The following is a 22,101-nucleotide window of genomic DNA, read 5'->3' as shown; positions in this document are numbered from 1 at the left end:
GGCTGGCTCAGAACCATCGCTCCAGCCGCTCGAGGGCGATCCAGAAGCCCTCGCCGTCGTTGACGTGGCCCTGCCAGATCTCGGGGATGAAGCTCACGCCCGGCGCCAGCTCGGCGAGCTGCCCGGCCAGCACGGCCCAGTCGATCTCGCCATCGCCGACCTGCACGCCCTCGCCGTCGACGCCGGTCGCGTCGACGAGGTGGAGGTGCTCGGTGTGCGGCGCGAGCAGGGCGGTCGCCTCGGCGAACGACATGCCGAGGTAGTTGGCCGAGAGCTTGGAGTGGGACACGTCGAAGCACAGGCGCCGGCCGTGGCGCTCGGCGAACTCCGCGGTGTCGCGCGGGTCGACGAAGAGGTTGCAGTAGAGCTGGCCGCCCATGTACCACGGGTAGGGCGGCAGCGTCTGCGCGCACAGCCGCACCCCGGAGTCGTCGACCCGGGCGAGGCCGGCGGCCACCCGGGCGTACATCCGCTCGCGCTCGGCCGGCGCGACGAACGCGTCGGTGGTGAAGCCGCCGAGGCTCGCCACGATGACCGGGCCCTCGGCGTTGGCCTTCGCGTCGGCGCCCTTGGTGAAGTGCTGCTGCATCTCGCGGGTGGTGTCGACGACGCGCTGCAGCTCGCGGATCGAGCGCTCCCAGTGCGCGTCGTCCTCGGAGGCGAGGTTGAGCAGGAAGTCGCCGGCGAAGAGGTCGGGCGAGTGCGTGGTGAAGCCCATCGGGAGCCCGCCGTCGTACTTCGCGAAGACGTCGGCGACCGGCAGGTCGAGGTCCTTGTAGGAGAAGTGGAACTCGAGGAAGTCGGGGGTGGTGTCCCGGGTCATGGCGTCGATGTCGTGGTAGCGCACGGCGAGGCCCCACGGGCGGTCGAAGTCGTAGTCGCGCCCGCGCGGGGCGGCGTCGCCGAGGTCGGTGGCGTAGAAGAAGTCGCCGGCGTCGAGCGCGCGGGTCGTCGTACGTCCCACCAGCTTGTCGTAGGCGTTGGGCTGCAGCCCGCGGCCGGGGCTCTTGATGTCGATGTCGGCGTCGGTGAGGGTCTCGCCGACCTCGATGCGGCGGGCCGCGACGAGCGACTTGGCGAGGTTGACGCGGTTCATCATCTCGCCGGTGGAGACCGCGCGGGGCGCGGTGGTGCCGAGCGCCTCCTCGACCTCGCGGACACGCTGCACCATCTCCTTGAACTCGGCCGGCAGCAGGCTGACCTTGTGGTCGTTGCCCTCGAGGTCGCGGTCGACGGTGAAGTGCTTCTCGATGATCCGTGCGCCGAGGGCGACCGCGGCGAGCGCGACGTGGAAGCCCCGCTCGTGGCCGGAGTAGCCGACCGGCGCCTGCGTCAGCTCGGCGAGCCGGGTGAGGTAGGCGAGGTTGACGTCCTTGAACGGCGCCGGGTAGGTCGACTGGCAGTGCAGGAACGCGTGCGCCACGCCGGTGCTGCGGACCAGGTCGACGGTCTCGCGGATCTCGCCCTCGGTGGACATGCCGGTCGAGATCACCATCGGGGTGCCGCTGGCGGCCATGTGGCGCAGCAGCGAGTGGTTGGTCATGTCGGCGGAGGCGACCTTGAGCGAGGGGACGCCGTAGTCGACGAGGCGGTCGACGCTGACCGGGTCCCACGCGGTGCACATGACGTCGACGCCGACGTCGCGGCAGTGGTCGAAGACCTCGAAGAGGTCGTCCGCGGCGAGGTTGTACTTCGCGAGCAGGTCGAGGGTGTACTGCGGGCCGAGGTCCTCGCCGCCGGAGCCGGAGGAGCCCTGGCGGTAGAGCGAGTCCATGTCGCGCAGCTGGAACTTCACCACGTCGGCGCCGGCCTCGACGGACAGGTCGACGAGCTGCTTGGCCAGCCCGACCTCGCCCTGGTGGTTGATGCCGATCTCGCTGATCATCAGTGCCGGTGCGTCGGGTGCGACGACGTGGCGGCCGATGCGGAGCTCGTCGGCGCGGTTGATCGCGATCGCGACGAGGTGGCCGCGGTCGTCGACGAGGGCGACGTGGTCGATGCCGGATCCGAAGGCGTGGGAGATCTCGGCGGGGCTGCTGCCGATCGGGAGGCTGCGCGGCGAGGTGTTGGCGGCCTCGATCGCGGGCGCGTCGGTGGTGAGGGTGGCAGCCGCGCTGACCCAGCGGCGGAAGTCGCCGTCCGAGAGCACGCCGTCGAGGTGGCCGTGCGAGTCGACGAGGAAGATCACCCGCGCCTTGTTGGCGGTGATCTTCTCGAGGGCGCGCAGCACCGGGTCGCCCGAGTAGACGACGTACGGCGTGAGGTCACGCTCGATGATCAAGGCGCAGGCCTTCCGTGGGAGTACGTGTGCGACAACGGTAGCCAGCGGATCGCCGGCGCGTGGGCACTCGCGTCAATGCGTCGCAACCCTCATCCGTGCCGGTCGGGCTCACCGCGCACCGCGCCTGTCCTGCCACGTCGTCGGAAGTGGACGGAGAAGCCGGCGCACCGCGATCGCCATCCTCAGCGCACGGAAGTCGAGCCCAGGCTGGGACCAGTAGCTCGACCGACGGTGGTGGTCGCGCATGTAAAGGGCGAAGTCGTCGGCCTTCTGGGCGTTGAACTCGGCACGCCCTGCTGTGACGTGGTGTGGCGTCTCCAGACGGAAGCCCCGGAAGCAGTAGTTGTGGCCCGACTGTCGGTGGAACAGGTAGTCGTCCCCCTGCCAGATCTTGAGCTCGTCCGGGATCGGGACGTAGTTCTCGGTGCGCATGAGCATCAGCACCCCAAATCCTTCGGGGCGTCGATAGACACGGGAGAAACGCGGGCGCCCTCTCGGCACACCTGTGAGCCTGATGTCACCGCCGATGATGCCGACGGCCCCGGAGAGCAAGCGCTCCGCAGCCGAGTCGAGGAGCTCGGGCTCGATCAGGATGTCATCGTTCGAAATCGCAAGGAGCGGGGATGTCGCGGTCTGCGCGCCGAGGTTCCAGGCGGGATTGACGAAGATGTTGGACTCCTGGTCCAGGATGCGCAGCTTCGCGGCGTGGAGGTCGAGCGGAGCCGTCGAGTTGTTGATCACGATGACTTCATCGACCAAGGGGTGATCGTCGTAGAGCCTCAGGAGATTGGGGAGCAGCGGTGACATCTGAAGGGTAGGAATGACGACGCTGAAGTGCTCGGGATCCGTTGCGTCCGTGTTCACCGGACGCCTCCAGCCAGGAGCCGGGCGGCCAGTGCGACGTCGAGCTCGGTGTCGATGTCGACGCCCTCGTCCTCGGCCATCACGAACAGTCCGATGCGCCCGCCGAGCCGGTTGTCGAACCGCTCGTAGACCTCGGTGCGCGTGACGTAGAGCGAGCCCGTCTCGCGGTAGCGGCGGGTCTCCTCGGTCAGGTCCTGGCGGCGCGGCCGGGCGCCCACGTCGTACGCCGCGCGGGGCGGGTCGCCGGCCTGCCAGATGAAGGGCGGCTGCTCCACGACACCGACCATCGAGTCGACGCCGGTCGCCGCGAACTCGGCCAGCGCCCGCGTGAGGGTGTCGTCGTGCCGGACGGGGGAGGTGGCCTGGAGCAGCATCACGGCGTCGGGCCGGTCTCGCTCGGCGGTGACCTGCTCGATCGCGTGGCGTACGACGGGCTCGGTGGGGGTGGTGTCCTGCGCGAGCGCGGCCGGCCGCAGCCACGGCACGCGGGCCCCGGCGGCCCGGGCGACCTCGGCGATCTCCTCGTCGTCGGTCGAGACGAGGACGTCGAGGCCGGGCGTGGCCAGCGCCTGCTCGATCGTCCAGGCGATGAGGGGCTTGCCGCCGACGTCGAGGAGGTTCTTCCGGGGGACGCCCTTGGAGCCACCGCGGGCGGGGATGACGCAGAGAACGGAGGTCACGCCGCCCCTTCACTCATGTGTCGCAACGAATGGACGCGAGTGTTCCACAGCCGCACGGCGACCGTGACAGGATGCGGAGGTGCAACGGGGGATCGGCGACGGCGCCGACATCTGTCTGGTGTCCGGTGGTGACGAGATCCGGCTCCGGTCGTACGTCAACCACGCGGTGTACGCGCGGCTGCACGAGCTCGACTACCGGCTCGAGTGCGGTGTGGACGAGGGGATCGGGACGAAGTTCTTCTACAAGACCTCGATCCTCGCCCGCGTCCTGCCGCGCTACGACTGGGTGGTCTGGCTCGACGACGATGCGTTCATCACCGACTTCGACCGTGATGGGTTCAGGCAGCTGATCGAGCAGGCCGAGGCCGACGGTCACAGCATCGTGATCGCCGAGGGGCCGCTCGAGCCCAACGGTTTCTGGTCCGTGGCCAACACCGGAGTCATGTGCCTGAAGCGCTCGCCGGAGGTTTTCGACCTGTTGTCGGTAATGGATGACAGTCACCTCGAGTTCGCGCGCGACTGGTGGGACGACGAGCGGCACGGGACCTTCACTGGAGGGGACCAGGACCTGTTCGTCTGGTGGATGGAGACGCGCGGGCATCGTGACCGGGTGCGCATCGTCGAGCACCATGCCCTCAACTCACGCGGGCACTACTACGAGGACTCGCTCTCGGACGCCTTCGTGATGCACTTCTGCGGCTATCCCGACAAGAAGATCGGTGTCGTGGCGTTCGCCGAGAGGTTCGGCATCGGGCAGGAGCTGGTCCCGGAGGACCTGCTCGACCGGTTCAGCGTCAAGGTGCGAAGTCCGATGACGCGCCCGGAGATCGCCGCACGCACCCAGGCGTGGAGGTGGCGCGGACGCCTCAAGCCCTACCTCAAGCCCGTTTGGGACAAGTGGCGCGAACGACGCGGCTAGACGGTCGCGAGAATCGCGGCAATGTTGCGGGCCGGCTCGACCGCCTGACGGGGCGGAGCCGGAGTCGGGCTGGATCCCGCGCGGTGCATGCCGTAGCGCTCCCAGAACTCCCCGAGCCATGCGGGCGGTCGCGGGAAGTCGACCCACGCGTCCCGCCCCTGGGCGGCGGCCTCGAGCACGCCGGTCGAGAAGACGCTCACGACCGGCCCGGTGAGCTCGGCCAGCGGCGTGGTGCCGTCCACCGTGATGCCCCGGCGGCGGAAGGCGTCGTGGGTGAGCCGGGAGAGCCGGTCGTGCTCCGACGGGTGCGGCCGGTAGACGGCGCCCTGCGAGCGGCAGAAGCTCGCGGCCGCGTGCACCAGTCGGGCCCGTGAGAGCTCGGCGGCATGCCCCTGGCCGAGGTAGGTCAGCCGCGTGTCGGCGCCGCCGCTGGTCGAAGAAGGCGCCCCGCCGCCTGTCACGAGACCCGCGCGCCACAGCAGCTGGCTGCCCACGACCTCGTGATCGACGTCGGTGCGCCCGGACCTCCAGAAGTCGGCGTCGGCGTCGCTCCAGGCCAGCAGGCGCGCACCGTGCGGCAGCGGGGGCGCGTACGGCGTGAGGGCGCCGTGCTGGACGACGATCGATTGCGCTCCGAGGTCGCGCGCCCACTGGTGCGCGCGCTCCCCGCGGGGCAGGTAGTGGCCGAGCGAGACGACGACGCCGATTCCGCGGAGGACGGCGGGGAGGTCGGCGCTGACGTCCTGCTGCGCCAGTGGTCGGCGCCCGCCGAGGTCGGGGGCGGGTCCGGGCGACAGCACGGCGAGCGGCACGTCGAGGTGCGCGAGCGGCTCGACGAGGGCGGCGAGGCTGGTGGGGGAGGACGAGTCGAGCGCGACGAGCAGGCGGGGCTCGGGGTCGTAGGTCGTCAGCACGAACCGCTCCGGCTGCGGCGCGGTTCCCGGACGTACGGCGTGGCGGACCTGGCGCAGCCGGTGGCGGGACTTCTGCCAGCGCTGCCACGCGACGAGGTCGCGCGGGTGGGTCAGGCCCATGCGTCCTCCAGCAGCGGGACGCGGTGGTCGAACGTGTGCTCCGCGAGAGTGCGGGCGCGGCCGCGCTCGGCGATCGCCCGCGCCCAGCCGCGGTCGCTACGCGCTCGGTCGCAGAGGACCGCGAGCTCGTCGAGGCCGGAGTACACCAGCACCTCCCGCCAGGGCTCGTAGAGCGCGTCGACGTCCGGACGGTCGATGAGCTGGAGCGACCCGGTGCCGGGCAGCTCGAAGGTCCGCACGGTGAAGCCGTCCTGGTCGGTGTGGGAGTTCAGCGCCGCGACGGCGCCGGCCGTCAGTCCGTACGCGGTGGCGCGGTCCACCTCGCGCGCCGAGGGGACGTCGGGTCGGCTCATCTGCCACGTGCGGGCGCGGTCGTAGGGGTGCCCCGACCAGTCGCGGCCGTAAGCCCGGACGGGCACGCCGCGCTCGTGCAACCCGACGAGCAGCTGGATGCGATCGGGGTAGCGGGCACCGATGAAGACGACCTCGTCGCTGGGCGCCGGCGTGAAGGGGACGGTGTGGTCGAAGGCGCAGAGCACGTGGCCGACGCGTAGGCCACGCTCGCGCAGGGCGGCGACGTCGTGGGGGGAGTACGACACGATCGAGGGGCGCGAGGTGAGGACGGCGTCGGCGAAGTCCATCCGGGCGAGCTCGTCGTAGAGCCAGAGCAGCTGGCGGGCGCCCGACGCATCCACGGCGTCCCAGTAGTCGGTGCCGAGGGCGTCGCCCTTGACGGTGACAACGACGTCGGGACGTGTGGCGGTGACGGCCTCCACCGCACGTGTGGTCAGCGCGCGGCGCTGTGCGATCGCACCGGACCGCGAGCCGAGCCGGCCCGGCAGCTCGTGGACGAGCTTGGTGCGCAGCTTGGCGCCGAGAGTCGCGTTGGCGTCGTACGGGTGGACGACCACGTCGTGCCCCGCCCGGCGCAGGGCGCCGGCGATCGAGTCGCCGTAGCCGTGGAAGGCGGGGGCGACGATGAGGATGCGTCGAGGAGTGCGCGCCATGTTTCACCCTTCCAGCGAGCCAAGGCTCACCAAGCGGGCAAAATACTCGTCGGTTCGCGACAGCTCGGTGAAGGTGCCCTTCGCCCGCACGCGCCCGTCTTCTAGGAGGACGACTTGGTCGCAGTGGCGGACCGTCGACAGGCGGTGGGCGACGACGATCGTCGTGAGTTGCCCGCGCAGCTCATCAAGCGTCGCGGTCACCTTGTGTTCGGTCTCGTTGTCGAGGGCCGACGTGGCCTCATCGAGCACGAGCAACGTCGGCTCGCGGTAAAGCGCCCGCGCGATTCCGATGCGTTGGCGCTGTCCACCTGAAAGACGGGTACCGCGCTCTCCCACATGCGTGTCCAGGCCATGTTCCGCGGTGGCCACGACGTCCTCCAACTGCGCTTGCGCAAGGACCTTGTCCATCAAGTGGTCCGGATCGGCCGGCGGGGTCGCAGTGAATCTGATGTTGTCGCGTAGAGACTCGTCGAGCAGGAAGACATCCTGAGGAACCATTGCCAGGCCCGACTGCCATGCGGCGAGCGCGGTCTGAACGTCCTTGCCGTCCGCAAAGACCGAGCCGTGGCTAGGGCGGTGAAGCCCGAGAATCAGATCGACCAAGGTTGTCTTGCCCGCTCCGCTTCCGCCAACGATGGCTAGTGAAGAACCCGCTGGAACAGTTAGTGAGACGCCCTTCAAGACGTCGTCCTTGGACTCTTCATATCGAAATCGGACCTCGTGAAGCTCGAGGGCGGTCTCCAGGGGCAGGCGCGCGACAGGGCCTTGGCGTCCAGTCGCGGCCGCGCTGTTTGCTGCCAGCAGGTCCGGCTCGATGACGTCGAGCGTAGGTACGGCTCCCCTGACGATGTTGATGGAAGCCATCATCCGAACGACGCTGGGCAAGATGCGAAAGCCGGCAATCCCTACTAGCGCAACGGTTCCCAGAGCAGCCTCTGGGTCATCTTGGGTGTAGGCGATTGCTGTCGTGATTCCGACCCCGATGACGAACAGCATTTCCAGGACGTACTTGGGTAGCTCTCCCATGAAAGTGTGCACCCTCATCGCGCTGGCAGCCCGAAGTCGTTCCGCTTGGTACCTGTTGACGAAGGTTGATCCCTCGTGCCTGAGCTTGATCTCTTTGATGCCACCAAGCGCGTGCAGGGCGGCCTTGTTGGAGTGAAGGGCGCTGTCGATGATCGTCGCCCCTGCTTGTCGGGTCCGTCGTTTGACTGCATGTCCGAGCGCCCAGGCAGAAAGACCGAAGTAGAGCCCGAGTACCGCGGTTCCCAGCGGGTTCACCACCAACAGCACCGTCCCGAGGACAAGGATCGTGATTACCTCGGTGACGACGGCGACGCCTCCCAACACCATGGGTCCATGGAGCGCCACGACTCCGTCGTTCAACACACGTAGGAGATCAGGAGTGCTCCTACGTAGGTGGAGGGCATACGGCGCCCTCAGGTAGTAGTCAAGGAGCTTCGCGGCCGACGCAGTTCCCTGCCTCAGGACAAATCCAATTGACCACCACCGGATCGCGAGCGCCGCGAGTCCCTTGAGGATGAAGCCGGCAAGAACGATGAGGGCCACGTACACCGCAAGGCGCTCTTGTGTCGGCTGACCGAAAAGATCATGAAGAATGCGCAGCTCGCGGCTGCTCCGGGGTGTCGCGCCTGTCAGGAGTGCCATGAGTGGAAGCACCGCAAGGATCGCAGCCGCTTCTGCCAAGGCGATTGTCAGAGAGCCAACCAGCACGAGCAGCAACCGGACCTTGACAGGTCGCCCAAAGAGGGCGTTGAAACGACGGAGCAGCGCGATCACGAGCCCGCCCCCGTACCCATTTCGGGATTGCCTGCATCACGTCGGCGGCGAACACAGTCCTTTATGTGGTCGAACCAACGGTCGACGACAGCGTCGCCGCTGAATGTCGCTGCCACCGCGAGGGCCCCGTTGCCCAGACGCGCTCGTAGCCCACCATCCGCGATGAGGCGCTCGAGCTCGATGGAGAACGCCGCCGGGTCGTCGGGGTCGACCAGCACCCCCGAGTCGTCGGACACCAGCGCGCGAAGGCCTGGTGAACAGTCGAACGCGAGGGTCGGGAGCCCCATCGCGGAGGCCTCGAGCACTGACATGGGGAAGCCTTCGAACTCCGACGTCATGAGGTGCAACGACGCAGTGCCCAGCACTTCTTCGACGTCGTCGGTTCGCCCCATGAGGCGAACCCGGTCCTCGACCTTGAGGCGCCGGATTTGCTCTTCCAGCTGACTACGCAAGGAGCCTTCACCGTATAGATGTAACTGCCAGTCCTGGTATGCGTGACGGGTGGCGGCCGCGAACGCCTCGATCATCAGGTCCAACCGCTTCTCGTGCTCGTAGCGAGCGAGCGCCACGACGTGGGGGGCGGGACGGCTACGGCTGCGGTCCATCGGAGGAGCGATGTTGGGGACGCTGCCGCAACGAGCTTTGACGACTGTTCGGAAGAGGTCCGCGTCCGCGTCCGTGAGCGCCAGGAAGAGATCCACGTCGTCGAAGTGGCGCATCTTCGGCCCGCGCTCCCACTCCGAACCCTTGCCGAGGAACGTCGAGTGGTGCTGGCCGATGAAGATGGGCGAGTTCTCAGTGCGCCGGTAACCCGACGCATCTAAGACGATCTTCGGCAACAAGTTCGTGAACACGACGACGTCGTGAGGTTCGAGTGCTTCGACGAAGCTTCGGAGACGGCGGAGACCCCGACGTCGGTCGATTCGCTTGCGAAGTGCCGTCACCGCACCGACTGCTCGTGACCGTGCGCCTCGGGCGCCTCGGAACGCCGGCGTCCGATGAGCGTCTCCCATTTCGAACACGGTCAGAGTGGGGACTGCGGATGGGCGAATCCCCGGATTCAGGGTCACGTGCGACACGTCCACCCCCCTCTGGATCATCGCTCGAGAGAGGGCCTCGGTCGATGTGCCACCGCCGCCGAGTTCCGGGATCCGAGGACAGGCAAAGATGATGCGGCCAGTCCAGTCGTTCGTCTGGCTCGCCTCTGGGCGGGTCATGAAGTCTCCCTCGCATGCCCTGCGCATAGGCGCTTCCACACGTCCCGAACCTGCTCGCGGAAGGCATCTTCTCCGAAGTCCGCCGCGCGCCGGACGCAGGCGGCACGGTGGCTGGCAGTGTCAGTCGCAAAGGCAACTGAGCGAGTCATCAGACGCAGCTCGGCAAGGGTCTCCCACGTCCAGTCGGGGTTCAACGGAGCGACGATCTCCTGAGGGCCAGCGGTTGCGTAGACCAGCGGTATGGCGCCGGCCGCCATGGCTTCGACTGTCGAGATCCCGAAGTGCTCCTGAGCCTCGGGACGCGTGCGCACATCGGTGTCGTATCCCTGAGCGTGCCAGTACAGGGACGCGCGGCGCCGCAGGTCGGCAAGCTCGCTCTGCGACGCGTTCGGGTGTATCAGCACCGGTAACCCGCTGGCCATACTGCGAACCTCGTCGAGGTAGGTCTCGGCTTCATGGCCGTGTGCCGCGCCGACCAGGTGGAGCTCCCATCCTGCCGCGATGAGGTCCTCCAGCTCCGAGAAGGCATCCACCATCACGTGTTGATTCTTGTGGGGGACGCCTTCATCGCGACCTTGAAATCGCCCGACAGCCAAGATGATGCGATCGCGAGGCTGCGCTGCTTCAGTCCCTGGCGTTAGGTCGCACGGGGGATACATCGTCTCGGCGACCACGCCCCAACGCTCGGCGACGTGCTCGCCTGTGAACTTGGAGTTGGCGGTGACCAGGTCGTAGGTCTCGATGAAGCTTCCGTTCTGGCGGTGGAGCAATAGCCGTCGCGCCCATGCGGTCAGACGAAGGTAGGCGGAATGCGGCGCCGAGCGTGGGGACACCTCGAGCGCGTGAGGAAAGTGCGTGAAGTACCAGTTGACGGTCCCTGCTCCCGGAAGAGAACTCTTGAACTTCACGTTGACGAACAATCGCGGCCGGACCCTCTTCACCGCACGCAGAATCCTCAAGTCCTCCCACAGGTCGAGGAGCGCTCGGGGGGCGCGGATTCGCGCCCGAACCGAAGGTGGAAGGACCGAGAAGTGGACGTCGCCAATGGCGAGGCCGAAGTGCTCGTCGAGCCACCCAGAGTCGATCGGCCGGTCGGTGAAGCACACCACCGACAACCCGAGGTCGCTGAGCGCGGCTGCCACGGACAGTGCCGTCTTCTCGGCTCCGCCCCCAGCCAGCAGGCCGGGCGCAAAAACGGCAACGTCCACGGGACTCTCCATCAGATGAGGCCCTCGTTCGAGGCTTTCGCATAGCCAGCAGTCGCTGCGGACTCGACGCTCAGCGCGATCAGTTTGCGCGCTGCTCCAGGGGGGAGCCTGTTTGTCAGGGAGTCGACGACCCGAGCCACCTTGCTGACGCCGGGCTCGTTAAGGCGGCTTGCGGCCACGCGAACGATCGAGTTCCATGCTCCCGACCCGCTGGCGGACGGACTTACGTCGTGCTTCTTCTCGAAGTGCCGCTTGGCCGCCCCCGCGTAGAAGGCCCGTTGGCTGCGAGTCACGGTCGTCGTGGCAGCGATGCGGTGCACTGTCTCGAGTTCGGGTTCCAGAACGACTGGGATGCCGAGGCGGTGGAGACGATAGCCCCAGTCGACGTCTTCCCATCCGTAGCTGCGAAAACTCGTGTCGTACGGCCCCACGGATGCCCAGGTGTCACGCGAGACGGATACGTTGCCGGCCCAGTAGCGCCAGCGCTGATCGCTCGGCGTGGAGTAGGCCTGTTGACGGAATCGGACATCCCAGTCCCTGCCATAGGCGCGGGCGTACGAGTTGTCCGGGTACACGTTGCGGTAGAGGCCGACCGCACCGACAGGGCCTGCACGGTGCGCGGTGGCGTGGAGCGACAAGTAGCTGATTGACGGGACCAAGTCATCGTCGCAGCGAACGAGGATGTCACCAGTGGCTTCGGCGAATCCGGCGTTGAGGGCAGCCGAGCGTCCCATGTTGTAGTCGAGCTCGATGCAACGGATGGGAAGTTGCTCCGCGTACCGGTCGATCACCTGCGCTGACTCGTCCACCACTCCGTCCAGCACCACCACGACTTCCCATGGATCGGCGAAGTCCTGCTTGGTTAGCGCTTCGAACAAGACTGGCAACCTCGCGGCGCCCCCTCGACTGGGAACCACGACAGAGACGCGAGCCTCACCCATCACATCACCCCGCACATCGCGCAAGCTCGTCCATTCGAATTGTTGACCGCGATCAGCTGCGATGCAGAACGACGTGTTCATCCTATGGCGCGGACGAGCGATTCGGGCGGTGCAACGAGAACGCAGGGCGTGGTCGCTGGTGCTCAGCGCCAAGACGTAGGCCTAGCCTTGCGGTCATGGAGCACCTCGTCGTCGTGCTGCCCTCTGTTCCGGTGGCAGGGGGAAAGGTGCAGCTGGCCGACAAGACGTTGACGGGCCTGCGCGGCTTCGTCGACCGATGGCCCGGCCAAGTCACGGCAGTCGGGCCCGCCGCAGACGCAGACATCGCGGGCAATCTGGGACTTCAGTGGTACGCCCCCGATGCACTCGGGTTGGACGTACTGCATGGCAACACCGTCGAGCTGGTGAGCCATCTCAAGCCTGACGTGCTACACCTGTCGTTGGCTGTGCGGGAGCGGCCGTTGCTCGACTTGGGGGTGCCAACGGTCATGTTCGCTGAGAACCCCGCTCTTGAACGGCTGCGGTACGCGTTGCCGGGTTCCAGGTTGGTCAACCGGCCCCGCATGATGGCCGGCGCGGTGCGTCAGGAACTGGTGCAACGCGACATGGTGAAGCGTGCTTCGGCGCTTGCGTGCAACGGCTGGAACGCCTGGCGTTGGTACGGGCGGCCGGCCCGACGGGTGCACGAGCACGAGCCGATCCTGGTGTTCGACTCGAGACTTCCACTCCATCGCGTCGAGCAGGCCCGCGAGCGCATTGACGATGCGTCCGACCGGGCGGCTCCGCTCAGGCTGGGCTTCTCGGGCCGACTGCATCCCGCGAAGGGTCCGAATCATGCGGTCGCAGCCTCACGGGAGCTCGATGCACGGGGCGTTCGGCATACCTTGACCATCTTCGGGACCGGGCCGATGGAAGCCGAGCTGCGACGCCAGGCGGGTCCGTCCGTGCAGTTCGCCGGCGAAGTCGCATTCGACCCTGTGTGGATGGATCGGGTCGCCGACGAGGTCGACCTGATGGTCCTTCCGCACACCCAAGGTGACCCGTCGGGCACCTACCTCGAGTCCGCCGGGATGGGCGTACCTATCCTCGGTTTCAGGAACGCGGCGCTCAACGGGTTCGCGCGGGAAGCAAAGTTCGCGTGGGTCACCGATGAGCGCAGCGGGACGGCACTTGCGGACGTCGCCGAGCGCCTGTCGAGGGACCGGCCGGAGATTCGCCGCGCTGCCCTGGCCGGCGTGACTTTCGCGCAGGAGCACGCATTCGAGAAGGCCTTCGACGCACGCGTACGTCAGCTGGTGCGCGTGGCGGAGGGCTGACCCACCGCGTCGCTCACTCCGCCGGCGCCGGGCTCTCGTCCACCTCCGCCAGCACCTCCGCCACGAACCCGGCCACCTCGGCCTCCCCTTCGACCGGCCCGCCGGCCAGGAAGCCGTCGGCGCCCAGCAGGACCGCGGCCGGCGCGGCGACCGAGAAGACACGGCGGACGTTGAGCTCGGGCTCCCAGGCCGCGAGGTCGGCGGAGTGCCCCACCGCAGACGTTGCCGACGCCGCATCGGGATAGACCGCCACCACGCCCACCGCCGGCGCCAGGCGCGCCGCCCAGTCGTCCAGCAGCTCGGCGGTGCGCACGCACGGGCCGCAGTGGGGGTTCAGCACCACGAGCAGCCGCGCCTGGGTCGCGCTGAGCTCCGCCAGCGTGACGGTGCGGCCGCCGGTCAGGCTGAGGGCGCCGTACGGGATGGCCTGGCGCTCGTAGTCGAGCAGCTCGGCGTCCTCCGTGGGCAGAGGGACGACCGCCTGGGGTGTGCCGACCACCAGCCCGGCGACCGCGCACGCGGCAGCCGCGGCGGCCACCGCCCACCAGCCGTCGCGGTCCAGCGCTGCGAGCGCTGCGGGCACCGAGCCGTCGCCGAGGGCGTACCAGAGGGCGGCGCCGGCGAGGCCGGTGAGGAGCACGTTGCGCGCGAGGGTCCTGGCTCCGACGTCGTGCCGCCCGATGCCGCCGAAGCAGGAGCACGTCACCGGCTCGTCGAACGTCATGGCCCGCGCGACCAGGGCGGTGTAGGCGAGCATCAGCAGCAGGACGACCACCGCGACGGGCACGAGCCAGGCGGCGGGTGCCGCGAGCAGCAGGGCCGCCGTGACGACCTCGACCCACGGGAGGGCCGCAGCACCCGGCTCGGCCGGGACGACCCCCGGCACGCGGAGCGCGGTGAACGCGTCCCGGGTCGCGCGGCGGTCACGCAGCTTGGCGACGCCGCTCGTGAGCAGGACGACCACGAGGGTCAGCACGACCACGAGAGCAGCGACGGGTGACTGCGACATGGGCGGAACCGTACGCCCGGTGCGACCGCGCGGAGGGAACAACGGCGCCCCTCGCGGTGTTCCTGACCCTCGATGACCTCAGCACACGACACGTCAGCGACGACCGCGGACGCCGACGACTCCCGTCGCGTCTCGTTGCTGTTGGGGCTCCTCTTCGGCCTCGCCGGCATGGGCTCCTCCAGCGCGGCCGTCGCCCTCGCGATGCTCGGCGACGACCTCGGCGTGAGCGCGGGGCTGGCGGCATGGACCATCAGCCTCTACGTGCTGATGCTGGCCGTCACGACCGCGCTCTACGGCCGGATCTCCGACCTGGTCGGCGTCCGAGGGCCGCTGCTCGCGGGGCTGGTGCTGATGTCGATCGGCGCACTGGTCGCCGCTGTCGCACCGACCTTCGAGCTGCTGCTGGGTGCGCGCATGGTGCAGGGCGCGGGGGCGGCGGCCGTCCCGACCCTCGGCGTGACGATCCTGTCCGCGAAGTACTCCGGCGAGGTCCGCGGTCTCGCCTTCGGCCGGCTCGCCGGCGTCGCGGCGGCGGTCAGCTGCCTCGGCCCGCTGATCGGTGGACTGGTGGAGGCGGCGTACGGCTGGCGGGCCGTGATGGCCCTGCCGATCCTCGGCGCCCTGGTCGTGCCGCTGCTCTGGCGGGCCCTGCCCACCGGTGGCAGCGGCGCACGGCTCGACGTCGTCGGCGCGGTCGTCGTCGCCCTCACCGCCGCCGGCATGGTGCTGCTCGTGCAGTCGCCGTCCGCGGGCCTGCTGGTCGCCGCCATCGGCGCCGCACTCCTCGTGCTCGGCGTGCCTGCCGTCCGCGCGACCGTGCGCCGGCGCCCCGACGGCTTCCTGCCGGTCGAGGTGATCCGCAACGCCACCGTCGTGCGCAGCGCCGTCGCCGCCTCGTCCGTCCCCGCGTCGTGGTTCGCGATGCTCATCGCCCTGCCAGCCGTGCTGCTGGGGGAGGGCTGGCAGGCGTGGCAGGTCGGCCTGGCGATGGTGCCCAGCGCCGTGGTCGCGCTGCTCGTCCCGCAGGTCACCGGTCCGCTGCTCAACCGGATCGGACCCAGCCGCGCCCTCGCCGTCTCCGCCCTCGTCGCGTCTGCTGCCCTGCTGGTCGCCACGGCCGGCGCCGGCTGGTCCAGTGCGGCCGTCCTCGTCGCCGGCATCATCCTCGTCACCTTCGCCTTCGGCCTGGGCCAGCCGGCGCTGAGCGCCGTCGTCGGCGACGCGGTGCACCAGGACGTACGCGGGGTGGCGCTCGGTGTCTCGACGCTGCTCTTCCTCATCGGAGGCAGCGTCGGCTCCGCCGTGGTGGCCGGGATCAGCGGACCGCTGGGCATGCCGGCCGCGCTGCTGGTGCTCGCCGTGCTGCCGCTCCTGGGGCTGCTCGTGCTCGCCCCGACCTTGCGCGCCGAGGCCGTCGCGGACTGAGCCGTCGCGAGCTGATTCGCCCTGACCGGGGCCGTCAGGACGTCACGATCCACGAGATCGTCACGCCGAGGAAGTTCGCGATCGGGTTGATGACGGCGAAGGCCAGCCCGATCAGGCCGAAGACCCGCGCGGCGCCGGCGACAGGCGTACGCCCTCGCGTCAGCCCGGCGAGCGCGGCCGCGGCCGCACCCAGGATCGCCGGCATGCCGCACCAGAAGAAGGCGAGGGCGGGCACGGCCGCGATGCCCAGGACGATCGCGCCCACCTGGCGCTGACGCTCCGAGCGGAGGAGGCGCACCGACAGCACCGAGACGAGGAGCGCGAGGGTGCCGAAACCGACCACCCCGGCCAGCTGCTCGCCGAGCGAGCGTGGCTGCTCGCCGGAGCCGGTGTAGCCGAACACCATCTCGGCGGCGATGCTCGTCGACATCCCGACGACGCAGACGCCGTAGGCGATGCCGACGAGCACCGGGTAGGCCGGGACGCGGGTGGTGCGACCGACGGGAGCGGTCGTCGCGGGTGCGGTGGTCATGGTCGGTCCTCCGGGAGGTGCTGGTCGGGAGCGGTCACGGCCACGGTCGCCCCTGGCGTGACCCGCGCGCGAGGCCCCGCGGTCCCGGCTCGTCCCGCGCTCGTCCCGGGCCGGTCCCGGAGCCTTCCCGGCCCAGCCCCTCCCGCGGATACTGACGCCATGACCACAGTGTCGACCCGGATCGCGGGTATGTCTCCCGAGGCGCCGCAGGAAGGCGCCGGGGAGGCGCCGCAGCCGGGCGGCGTGTCCGGGCAGGTGCTGCTCGCCGTCGCGGTCCTCTCGCTCGGCGCCCTGCCGCCGATCCTCGTGCTGCCGCACGACCGCCTGGTCGCCGACGCGAGCCTGCCGCTCCTCGGCTGGCTGCCCCTCGGCATCGCGGGCGTGGTGCTCGTCGACCGGGCGGCGAGGTCGCTCGTGGGGTGGGCCGCCGTGGCGGTGGCGGCGCTGACGCCGGTCGCGATGGTCCTCGCGATCCTCCCCAGCGCCCAGCCCGGGGCGGCCGCCGGTCCCGCGTGGCTGCTCCCCGTCCTCGCGGTGGCACTCGCCGCGCTGCCGGCGTCGGGGCGGGCCGCGCGGCGGTGGCGTACGTGGATCGTCGCGTGGTGTGTCGCGGCGGTCGCCGCCGGCGCGGCCGCGTGGACCTGGGGGAGCGTGACCGCCTTCGGGCTCGCGGCGACCCTCGGCCTGCTCGCCGTGGCCGGCACCGTGGCCGCGTCGGCGGTCGTGCGCGAGCCGCGCCCCGTCATCGAGCCGCTGGTCGACGTGGGCCTGCTCGTGGGGATCCTGGTCGCGGGTGTCGCGGCCGGCGGCGTGATGTGGCAGTTCGCCGAGCACGAGCGCATCTTCGGCGCCGAGGTGGTGGGCGCGCTCGCCGCGGCCGTGACGATCATGATGGCGACGCCCGCGGCAGTGACGCTGCGTCGCGCCTGGGTCGCGCGTCGCTACGGCAGCGGCATCCTCTCGCCCGACGACCTCGTCACGCTGTCAGGCGACCTGCGGCGCGACGGCGACCCGCGGCTGCTGCTCGCCACGGCCGGGGACCTCGTCGCGGTCGCCAGCGGCACCGACGCCGTCGAGATCGTGCTCGACGAGGTCGAGGACCGGCCGGGCTGGACGAGCTTCCCCCTCGTGGTGGGGGAGGAGCGGGTCGGCACCATGGCCGTGCGGCCGCGACACCCCGAGGGGCTCGAGGCACGGCAGGACGCCGTCGTGCGCCAGCTCGCCCCGACCGTCGCCCTCGCGGCGCGCGCGGTCGACCTCGCGGTCGAGGCGCAGCACGCCCGCAACGACGTGATCCAGCAGCGCCAGGTCGAGCGGGCGCGGATCCTCGCCGACCTGCACGACGACCTCGGCCCGGCCCTGGCCGGGATGGGCATGCGCGTCGAGGCCGCGCGCGCGACCGGCACCGCGGTGGACCTCGACGCGCTCGCGGACGACCTCGCCGCCTGCCGGGCCGACCTGCGCCGCATCGTCTCCGCGCTCACCCCCGAGCCGCTGGTCGGTGCCGACCTGGCGGGTGCGCTGACCAAGCTGGTCGGCTCGTTCGCCACGGCGGCCGGGCCTGCTCTCACCCTCGACGCGGAAGCCGTCGACGAGGTCGACGGGGCCCGCGCGATCGTGGCCTACCGGTTCGTCGCCGAGACCGTGACCAACGCGCTGCGCCACTCGGGCGCCCGCCACGTCCGGGTGCGCGTCACGCATCACGACGACGTGCTGGAGGCCACCGTCTCCGACGACGGTCCCGGTGGCGCACCGGTGGTGCCCGGCGTCGGGCTCACCTCGCTGGCCACCCGCGCCCGGGAGGCCGGTGGCCGGCTCGAGGTCGTGCCGGGCGACCGCGCCGGCCTCGTCGTACGCCTCGTGATCCCCGGGTCCGCCGCGTGATCCGGGTGGTCGTGGTCGACGACCACCCCGTCGTCCTCGCCGGCCTGTCGGCCCTCGTCGGCGCCGACCCCGGGATGGAGGTCGTCGGCACGGCCGGCACCGTCGCGGCCGCGCTCGACCTCCCGGCCGACCCTGTCCCCGACGTGTGCGTCCTCGACCTCCACCTGCCCGACGGCGACGGCGTCAGCCTCGGGCTGCGCCTGCGCGAGCGGTGGCCCGCGACCCGGATCGTGATCCTCACCATGGCCCGCGAGCCCGTCACGGTGCTGCGCAGCCTGGCCGAGGGCGTCGACAGCTACCTCCTCAAGGACGCGCCGCCCGACGAGCTGCTCGGCGCGATCCGGGCGACCGCTGCCGGCTCGGTCGTCCTGAGCGCCGGCGCCAGCGCCTCCGTACGCGTCGCCGCGTCCGCGGTCCCCGACACCGACGTCCTCAGCCGCCTCGACGCCCGTGACCGGGAGATCCTCGACCTCCTGGCCCGGGGGCTCACCACCCAGCAGGTGTCCGGACGGCTGTTCCTCGCACCCAAGACCATCCGCAACCGCGTCTCGGAGATGCTGGCCAAGCTCGACGTCGCCACGCGCGAGGACGCGATCACCCTGGCGAGGGCCGCCGGCCTCGGCCGCTGAGTCCTTCCGGCACCGGTACCAAAGAGTGATGCCGTTGCCCGTCGCGCGCACCTACGCTGCGATCTCCGCCACCAGAAGGAGCACGCGTTGTCGTCTCCGGTACGCCGTCTTGCCGCCAGTCTCGCCCTCGTCGTGGGAGCAGGTGCCCTGAGCTCGATCGCTCCGGTCGGTGCCGCACCCGACGACCGCACGTTCGCCCCGCTCCGCGGCTTCGAGCCCACCGGCGCGCAGGTCCGGGTGCAGCCTCGCGCCTACTCCGCCACGCGCGTCGACCTCGCCGCCCTGCGTGCGGAGCTGCCGCGCAGCGGCGAGGCCGTGGTCCGTGTCCCCGCGCCCGACGGCTCGCTGCAGTCCTTCCGGGTCACGCCCACCGAGCGGATGGAGCCGGGCCTGGCCGCGGACAACGCCGACATCCGCACCTGGTCGGGCGTCGGCGTCACCGACTCCCGCGCCACCATCGCGATGGACATCACCCCGATGGGCTTCCACGCCTTCGTGCGCACGCCCGGTGGGCGCGGCGACTGGTACGTCGACCCGGCCTACAACCGCCGCGGCACGACCGCCCACCTCAGCTACGACGCGATCGCGCTGCCCGCTCCGGAGCAGCGTCGCGCCGAGGGTGAGATCGAGGCGATCCGCGAGACGGTCGAGGCTGCCGAGTCGGCGGAGGGACGCTCCACGGCCCCCGGCGAGCCGGTCCAGCGCCACTACTACCGGCTCGCGCTGACCTCCGACCCGTCCTACGCGGCCTACTTCGGCACCGAGAACGTCCTCGCCGAGAAGGTCACCCTGATCAACCGGGTCAACCAGATCTACAACGACGACCTCGCCACCGAGCTGCGCCTCGTCGAGGGCACGGAGCAGCTCAACCTCGACACCGAGGCGAAGGCCACCGGTGCCAACGGCCCCTGCGGCGTGGCCCCGTGCTTCGAGCCGTACGACGACAACGGCACGCCCGGCACCCCTGGCGACGACACCCCGAGCGAGCTCGACTTCTGCGACGTGCCGACGCTCGGCAAGAACCGAACGGTCCTCGGCCAGATCATCGGCGCCTCCAACTACGACGTCGGCCACATCGCCCTGGGCGTCAACGGCGGCGGCATCGCCTATCTCGGCGTCGTCGGAGGCGACTACAAGGGCGGTGGCTGCACCGGCCTCCCCGAGCCCAAGGGCGACTTCTTCGCCATCGACTACGTCGCCCACGAGATCGGCCACCAGTTCGCCGGCAACCACACCTTCAACGGTGCGCTCGGCGCCTGCGGCGGCAACATCTCCGAGGCGTCCGTCGAGCCCGGATCGGGCTCGTCGGTGATGGCCTACGCCGGCATCTGCGGCCAGGACGACCTCCAGCCGCACACCGACCCCTACTTCTCGTTCCTCACCATCGACGAGGTCGACGCCTACCGCGCGGCCACCTACGACAACATCGAGGTCCAGACCGTCTCGCTGACCGAGCCCCTCGAGGCCGGCGACAGCCTCGCGCTCGGCTTCGGCGGCGACACCACGACGGTGCCGTTCGCGTCCTACACCACCGCCGGCCTCGACGCCGCGATCACCGATCTCACCGGTCGCCCGGTCTCGATCGCCCAATGGGGCTTCGACGAGTTCGGCTACACCCCGGCCGTCGGCACCCCCGACGAGCGCGGCTTCCAGGTGATCTTCAACGACACCGCCTCGATCATCCCCGGCCCCGGCGACGTGCTCGACGACGTCGCCGCGCTATCCGTCGAGCCCGGCGGCGTGGCCGGCTTCGTGGGCGAGACCTCGCGCGGCGGCCCGGCCCAGAACGACGGCGTGCCGGTGGAGGGACAGCCCGACGTCGCGGACAACACTGCACCCGTGGTCGTGGCGCCTGCCGCGAAGACCATCCCGGCCCGTACGCCGTTCGCCCTGTCCGGGGTCTCCGGCACCGACGCCGACGGTGACGCGCTCGTCTACCTCTGGGAGCAGACCAATGTCGGCGAGGGCACCCGCCTGTCGGCCAACACCAAGAGGTACGGGCCGCTCTTCCGGGTCTTCGGCAACGACGCCGTCGTCACCGACGAGGGCACGCTGACGAGCCCGTCGCCCGGCCTCAACATCGCCGACGGCGCCATCACGCGGGTCTTCCCGGACATGGCGCAGGTCCTCGCAGGCAACACCAACGCCGCCACCGGTGCCTGCCCGACAGCGACCACACCCACCAACCAGCAGCTGCCCGACGCGCTGCTCGACTGCTACTCCGAGTTCCTGCCCACCGGCGACTACCTCGGCAGCTTCGAGGGCGGCAACGACCGGGTGATGAACTTCCGGCTCACCGCGCGCGACCGCTTTCCCAACGGCGGCGGCGTCGCCTGGGACGACGTGGACCTGACGGTCGATCCGTCCGCCGGCCCGTTCCTCGTCACCTCGCAGGCCGCGGCCGGCACCGTCCCAGGCGGGTCCGCCGTCCCGGTGACCTGGGCCGTCAACGGCACGCGTCCGCTGGCCGACAACGTCAAGGTCTCGCTGTCGACCGACGGCGGCGCCACCTTCGGCACCGTGCTCGCGGCGTCGACGCCCAACGACGGCTCGGAGACCCTCGTGATGCCCAACGTCACCGCGAGTGACGTACGGCTGAGGATCGAGGCGGTGGACAACTACTTCTTCGACGTCAACGACGCCTCCTTCGCTCTGGAGGAGACCGACCAGACGACCCCGCCGCCCACCCCGCCCACGACCCCGCCCACGACCCCGCCGACGACTCCGCCCACGACTCCGGAAGCCCCGGACACGACGATCACGTCCGGTCCCGCGGACGGGTCGATCGTCCTGGAGCGCCGGCAGAAGTTCACCTACGCCTCCAGCGTCATGCCGGCGAGGTTCCGGTGCACGGTCGACGGGGACATGCTGCCGTGCGACCCCTTCGGCGTGACCAGCCGCTACCGGGCCGGCACGCACGTCTTCGGCGTCGCCGCCGTCGACGCCGCAGGCGTGGCGGACCCGACCCCGGCGACCGCCACCTTCACGGTCCCGCGCGACGAGAGCACCTTCGCGCGCAAGGGCACGTGGAACCGCAAGAAGGACAGGCGGGCGACGTTCGGCGACTACATCACCAGCCGCAAGAGGGGCTCCGAGCTGGTCACCCGCGTGCCGCTCACCCAGCGGATCGTGCTCGTCCTCGGCACGTTCGAGCGTGGCGGCAAGGCCCGGGTCTTCCTCGGCAAGCGCAAGCTCGGCGTCGTGGACTTCGCCGGCAAGCGGTTCTCCAGCACGCTGCGCACCTTCGACCTCGGCAAGGCGCGCAAGGGCAAGCTGCGCATCGTGGTGACGAAGAACAAGCCGGTCCGCATCGAGGGCGTCGCGGTCGTCACCGACCCGCTCCGCTGACGGGTCG

General features: G+C 70.3%; 17 protein-coding genes. 6 read left to right on the top strand and 11 right to left on the bottom strand.

Annotation, left to right across the window (positions count from 1 at the left end):
* Positions 1 to 7 precede the first annotated feature (7 nt).
* The 3 genes from IE200_RS00250 to IE200_RS00240 form a co-directional block, all read right to left on the bottom strand.
* Positions 8 to 2,281, bottom strand: coding sequence for an N-acetylneuraminate synthase family protein (locus tag IE200_RS00250; protein ID WP_191277363.1), 2,274 nt, complete (start codon positions 2,279 to 2,281; stop codon positions 8 to 10).
* A gap of 108 nt (positions 2,282 to 2,389) precedes the next feature.
* Positions 2,390 to 3,145 carry a glycosyltransferase family 2 protein gene (locus IE200_RS00245; RefSeq protein ID WP_191277362.1) on the bottom strand — a complete coding sequence of 252 codons (756 nt, stop codon included), beginning with the start codon at positions 3,143 to 3,145 and terminating at the stop codon, positions 2,390 to 2,392.
* Positions 3,142 to 3,825, bottom strand: coding sequence for an acylneuraminate cytidylyltransferase family protein (locus IE200_RS00240; RefSeq protein WP_191277361.1), 684 nt, complete (start codon positions 3,823 to 3,825; stop codon positions 3,142 to 3,144). The genes IE200_RS00245 and IE200_RS00240 overlap by 4 nt, the downstream gene beginning before the upstream one ends.
* Positions 3,826 to 3,904: 79 nt before the next feature.
* Here IE200_RS00240 and IE200_RS00235 point away from each other — a divergent pair, with 79 nt between their 5' ends.
* Entirely contained in the window at positions 3,905 to 4,744 is an 840-nt protein-coding gene (locus tag IE200_RS00235; protein WP_191277360.1) for a glycosyltransferase family protein, read from the top strand.
* Here IE200_RS00235 and IE200_RS00230 read toward each other — a convergent pair.
* From IE200_RS00230 to IE200_RS00205, 6 genes are read right to left on the bottom strand one after another with little or no spacing between them, the layout of a single operon-like run.
* Entirely contained in the window at positions 4,741 to 5,778 is a 1,038-nt protein-coding gene (locus IE200_RS00230) for a hypothetical protein (RefSeq protein WP_191277359.1), read from the bottom strand. The two genes, IE200_RS00235 and IE200_RS00230, sit on opposite strands and share 4 nt — an antisense overlap.
* Positions 5,769 to 6,785: a CgeB family protein gene (locus tag IE200_RS00225; RefSeq protein WP_191277358.1), complete on the bottom strand. Its 1,017-nt coding sequence runs from the start codon at positions 6,783 to 6,785 to the stop codon at positions 5,769 to 5,771. Before IE200_RS00225 ends, IE200_RS00230 begins: the two co-directional genes overlap by 10 nt.
* Before the next feature lie 3 nt (positions 6,786 to 6,788).
* Positions 6,789 to 8,585, bottom strand: a complete 1,797-nt coding sequence (locus tag IE200_RS00220) for an ABC transporter ATP-binding protein (protein WP_191277357.1) — start codon at positions 8,583 to 8,585, stop codon at positions 6,789 to 6,791.
* Positions 8,582 to 9,802: a glycosyltransferase gene (locus IE200_RS00215; RefSeq protein ID WP_191277356.1), complete on the bottom strand. Its 1,221-nt coding sequence runs from the start codon at positions 9,800 to 9,802 to the stop codon at positions 8,582 to 8,584. The genes IE200_RS00220 and IE200_RS00215 overlap by 4 nt, the downstream gene beginning before the upstream one ends.
* A complete protein-coding gene (locus IE200_RS00210) occupies positions 9,799 to 11,010 on the bottom strand; it encodes a glycosyltransferase (RefSeq protein ID WP_191277355.1) in 1,212 nt (403 codons plus the stop codon). The genes IE200_RS00215 and IE200_RS00210 overlap by 4 nt, the downstream gene beginning before the upstream one ends.
* Before the next feature lie 11 nt (positions 11,011 to 11,021).
* Positions 11,022 to 11,951, bottom strand: coding sequence for a glycosyltransferase family 2 protein (locus tag IE200_RS00205; RefSeq protein WP_268245526.1), 930 nt, complete (start codon positions 11,949 to 11,951; stop codon positions 11,022 to 11,024).
* A 176-nt stretch (positions 11,952 to 12,127) separates the two neighbouring features.
* Between IE200_RS00205 and IE200_RS00200 the strand changes: the two genes are divergently transcribed.
* Entirely contained in the window at positions 12,128 to 13,267 is a 1,140-nt protein-coding gene (locus tag IE200_RS00200) for a glycosyltransferase (RefSeq protein WP_191277353.1), read from the top strand.
* Between the two features lie 13 nt (positions 13,268 to 13,280).
* Here the strand turns inward: IE200_RS00200 and IE200_RS00195 are convergent, their stop codons facing one another.
* Entirely contained in the window at positions 13,281 to 14,276 is a 996-nt protein-coding gene (locus tag IE200_RS00195; protein WP_191277352.1) for a TlpA family protein disulfide reductase, read from the bottom strand.
* A gap of 72 nt (positions 14,277 to 14,348) precedes the next feature.
* Here IE200_RS00195 and IE200_RS00190 point away from each other — a divergent pair, with 72 nt between their 5' ends.
* Complete coding sequence (locus IE200_RS00190; RefSeq protein ID WP_191277351.1) at positions 14,349 to 15,701, top strand: MFS transporter; 1,353 nt, start codon at positions 14,349 to 14,351, stop codon at positions 15,699 to 15,701.
* Positions 15,702 to 15,735: 34 nt separating this feature from the next.
* Here IE200_RS00190 and IE200_RS00185 read toward each other — a convergent pair whose 3' ends face one another.
* Positions 15,736 to 16,233 (bottom strand): hypothetical protein, encoded by a 498-nt coding sequence (locus IE200_RS00185; RefSeq protein ID WP_191277350.1) that lies wholly within the window; start codon positions 16,231 to 16,233, stop codon positions 15,736 to 15,738.
* Between the two features lie 159 nt (positions 16,234 to 16,392).
* Between IE200_RS00185 and IE200_RS00180 the strand changes: the two genes are divergently transcribed.
* The 3 genes from IE200_RS00180 to IE200_RS00170 all read left to right on the top strand — a co-directional run bounded on the left by IE200_RS00180 (position 16,393) and on the right by IE200_RS00170 (position 22,094).
* Positions 16,393 to 18,117 (top strand): sensor histidine kinase, encoded by a 1,725-nt coding sequence (locus IE200_RS00180; RefSeq protein ID WP_191277349.1) that lies wholly within the window; start codon positions 16,393 to 16,395, stop codon positions 18,115 to 18,117.
* Entirely contained in the window at positions 18,114 to 18,746 is a 633-nt protein-coding gene (locus tag IE200_RS00175; RefSeq protein ID WP_191277348.1) for a response regulator, read from the top strand. Before IE200_RS00180 ends, IE200_RS00175 begins: the two co-directional genes overlap by 4 nt.
* 87 nt (positions 18,747 to 18,833) lie before the next feature.
* The gene (locus IE200_RS00170) at positions 18,834 to 22,094 is read left to right on the top strand and encodes a reprolysin-like metallopeptidase (protein WP_191277347.1); all 3,261 of its coding nucleotides are present in this window, start codon (positions 18,834 to 18,836) and stop codon (positions 22,092 to 22,094) included.
* The last annotated feature ends 7 nt before the right edge of the window (positions 22,095 to 22,101 follow it).

Origin of the sequence: Nocardioides flavus (ex Wang et al. 2016), from assembly GCF_014653115.1 — a bacterium.
Classification (GTDB): Bacteria; Actinomycetota; Actinomycetes; order Propionibacteriales; family Nocardioidaceae; genus Nocardioides; species Nocardioides flavus.
This window is presented reverse-complemented; position numbering and strand designations above follow the sequence as displayed.

Excerpts from the sequence above, each read along its gene's own strand:
- IE200_RS00215 (WP_191277356.1), bottom strand. The coding sequence starts at position 9,802 with ATGACCCGCCCAGAGGCGAGCCAGACGAACGACTGGACTGGCCGCATC.
- IE200_RS00205 (WP_268245526.1), bottom strand. The coding sequence starts at position 11,951 with ATGGGTGAGGCTCGCGTCTCTGTCGTGGTTCCCAGTCGAGGGGGCGCC.
- IE200_RS00225 (WP_191277358.1), bottom strand. The coding sequence starts at position 6,785 with ATGGCGCGCACTCCTCGACGCATCCTCATCGTCGCCCCCGCCTTCCAC.
- IE200_RS00185 (WP_191277350.1), bottom strand. The coding sequence starts at position 16,233 with ATGACCACCGCACCCGCGACGACCGCTCCCGTCGGTCGCACCACCCGC.
- IE200_RS00180 (WP_191277349.1), top strand. The coding sequence starts at position 16,393 with ATGACCACAGTGTCGACCCGGATCGCGGGTATGTCTCCCGAGGCGCCG.
- IE200_RS00230 (WP_191277359.1), bottom strand. The coding sequence starts at position 5,778 with ATGGGCCTGACCCACCCGCGCGACCTCGTCGCGTGGCAGCGCTGGCAG.
- IE200_RS00195 (WP_191277352.1), bottom strand. The coding sequence starts at position 14,276 with ATGTCGCAGTCACCCGTCGCTGCTCTCGTGGTCGTGCTGACCCTCGTG.
- IE200_RS00190 (WP_191277351.1), top strand. The coding sequence starts at position 14,349 with ATGACCTCAGCACACGACACGTCAGCGACGACCGCGGACGCCGACGAC.
- IE200_RS00200 (WP_191277353.1), top strand. The coding sequence starts at position 12,128 with ATGGAGCACCTCGTCGTCGTGCTGCCCTCTGTTCCGGTGGCAGGGGGA.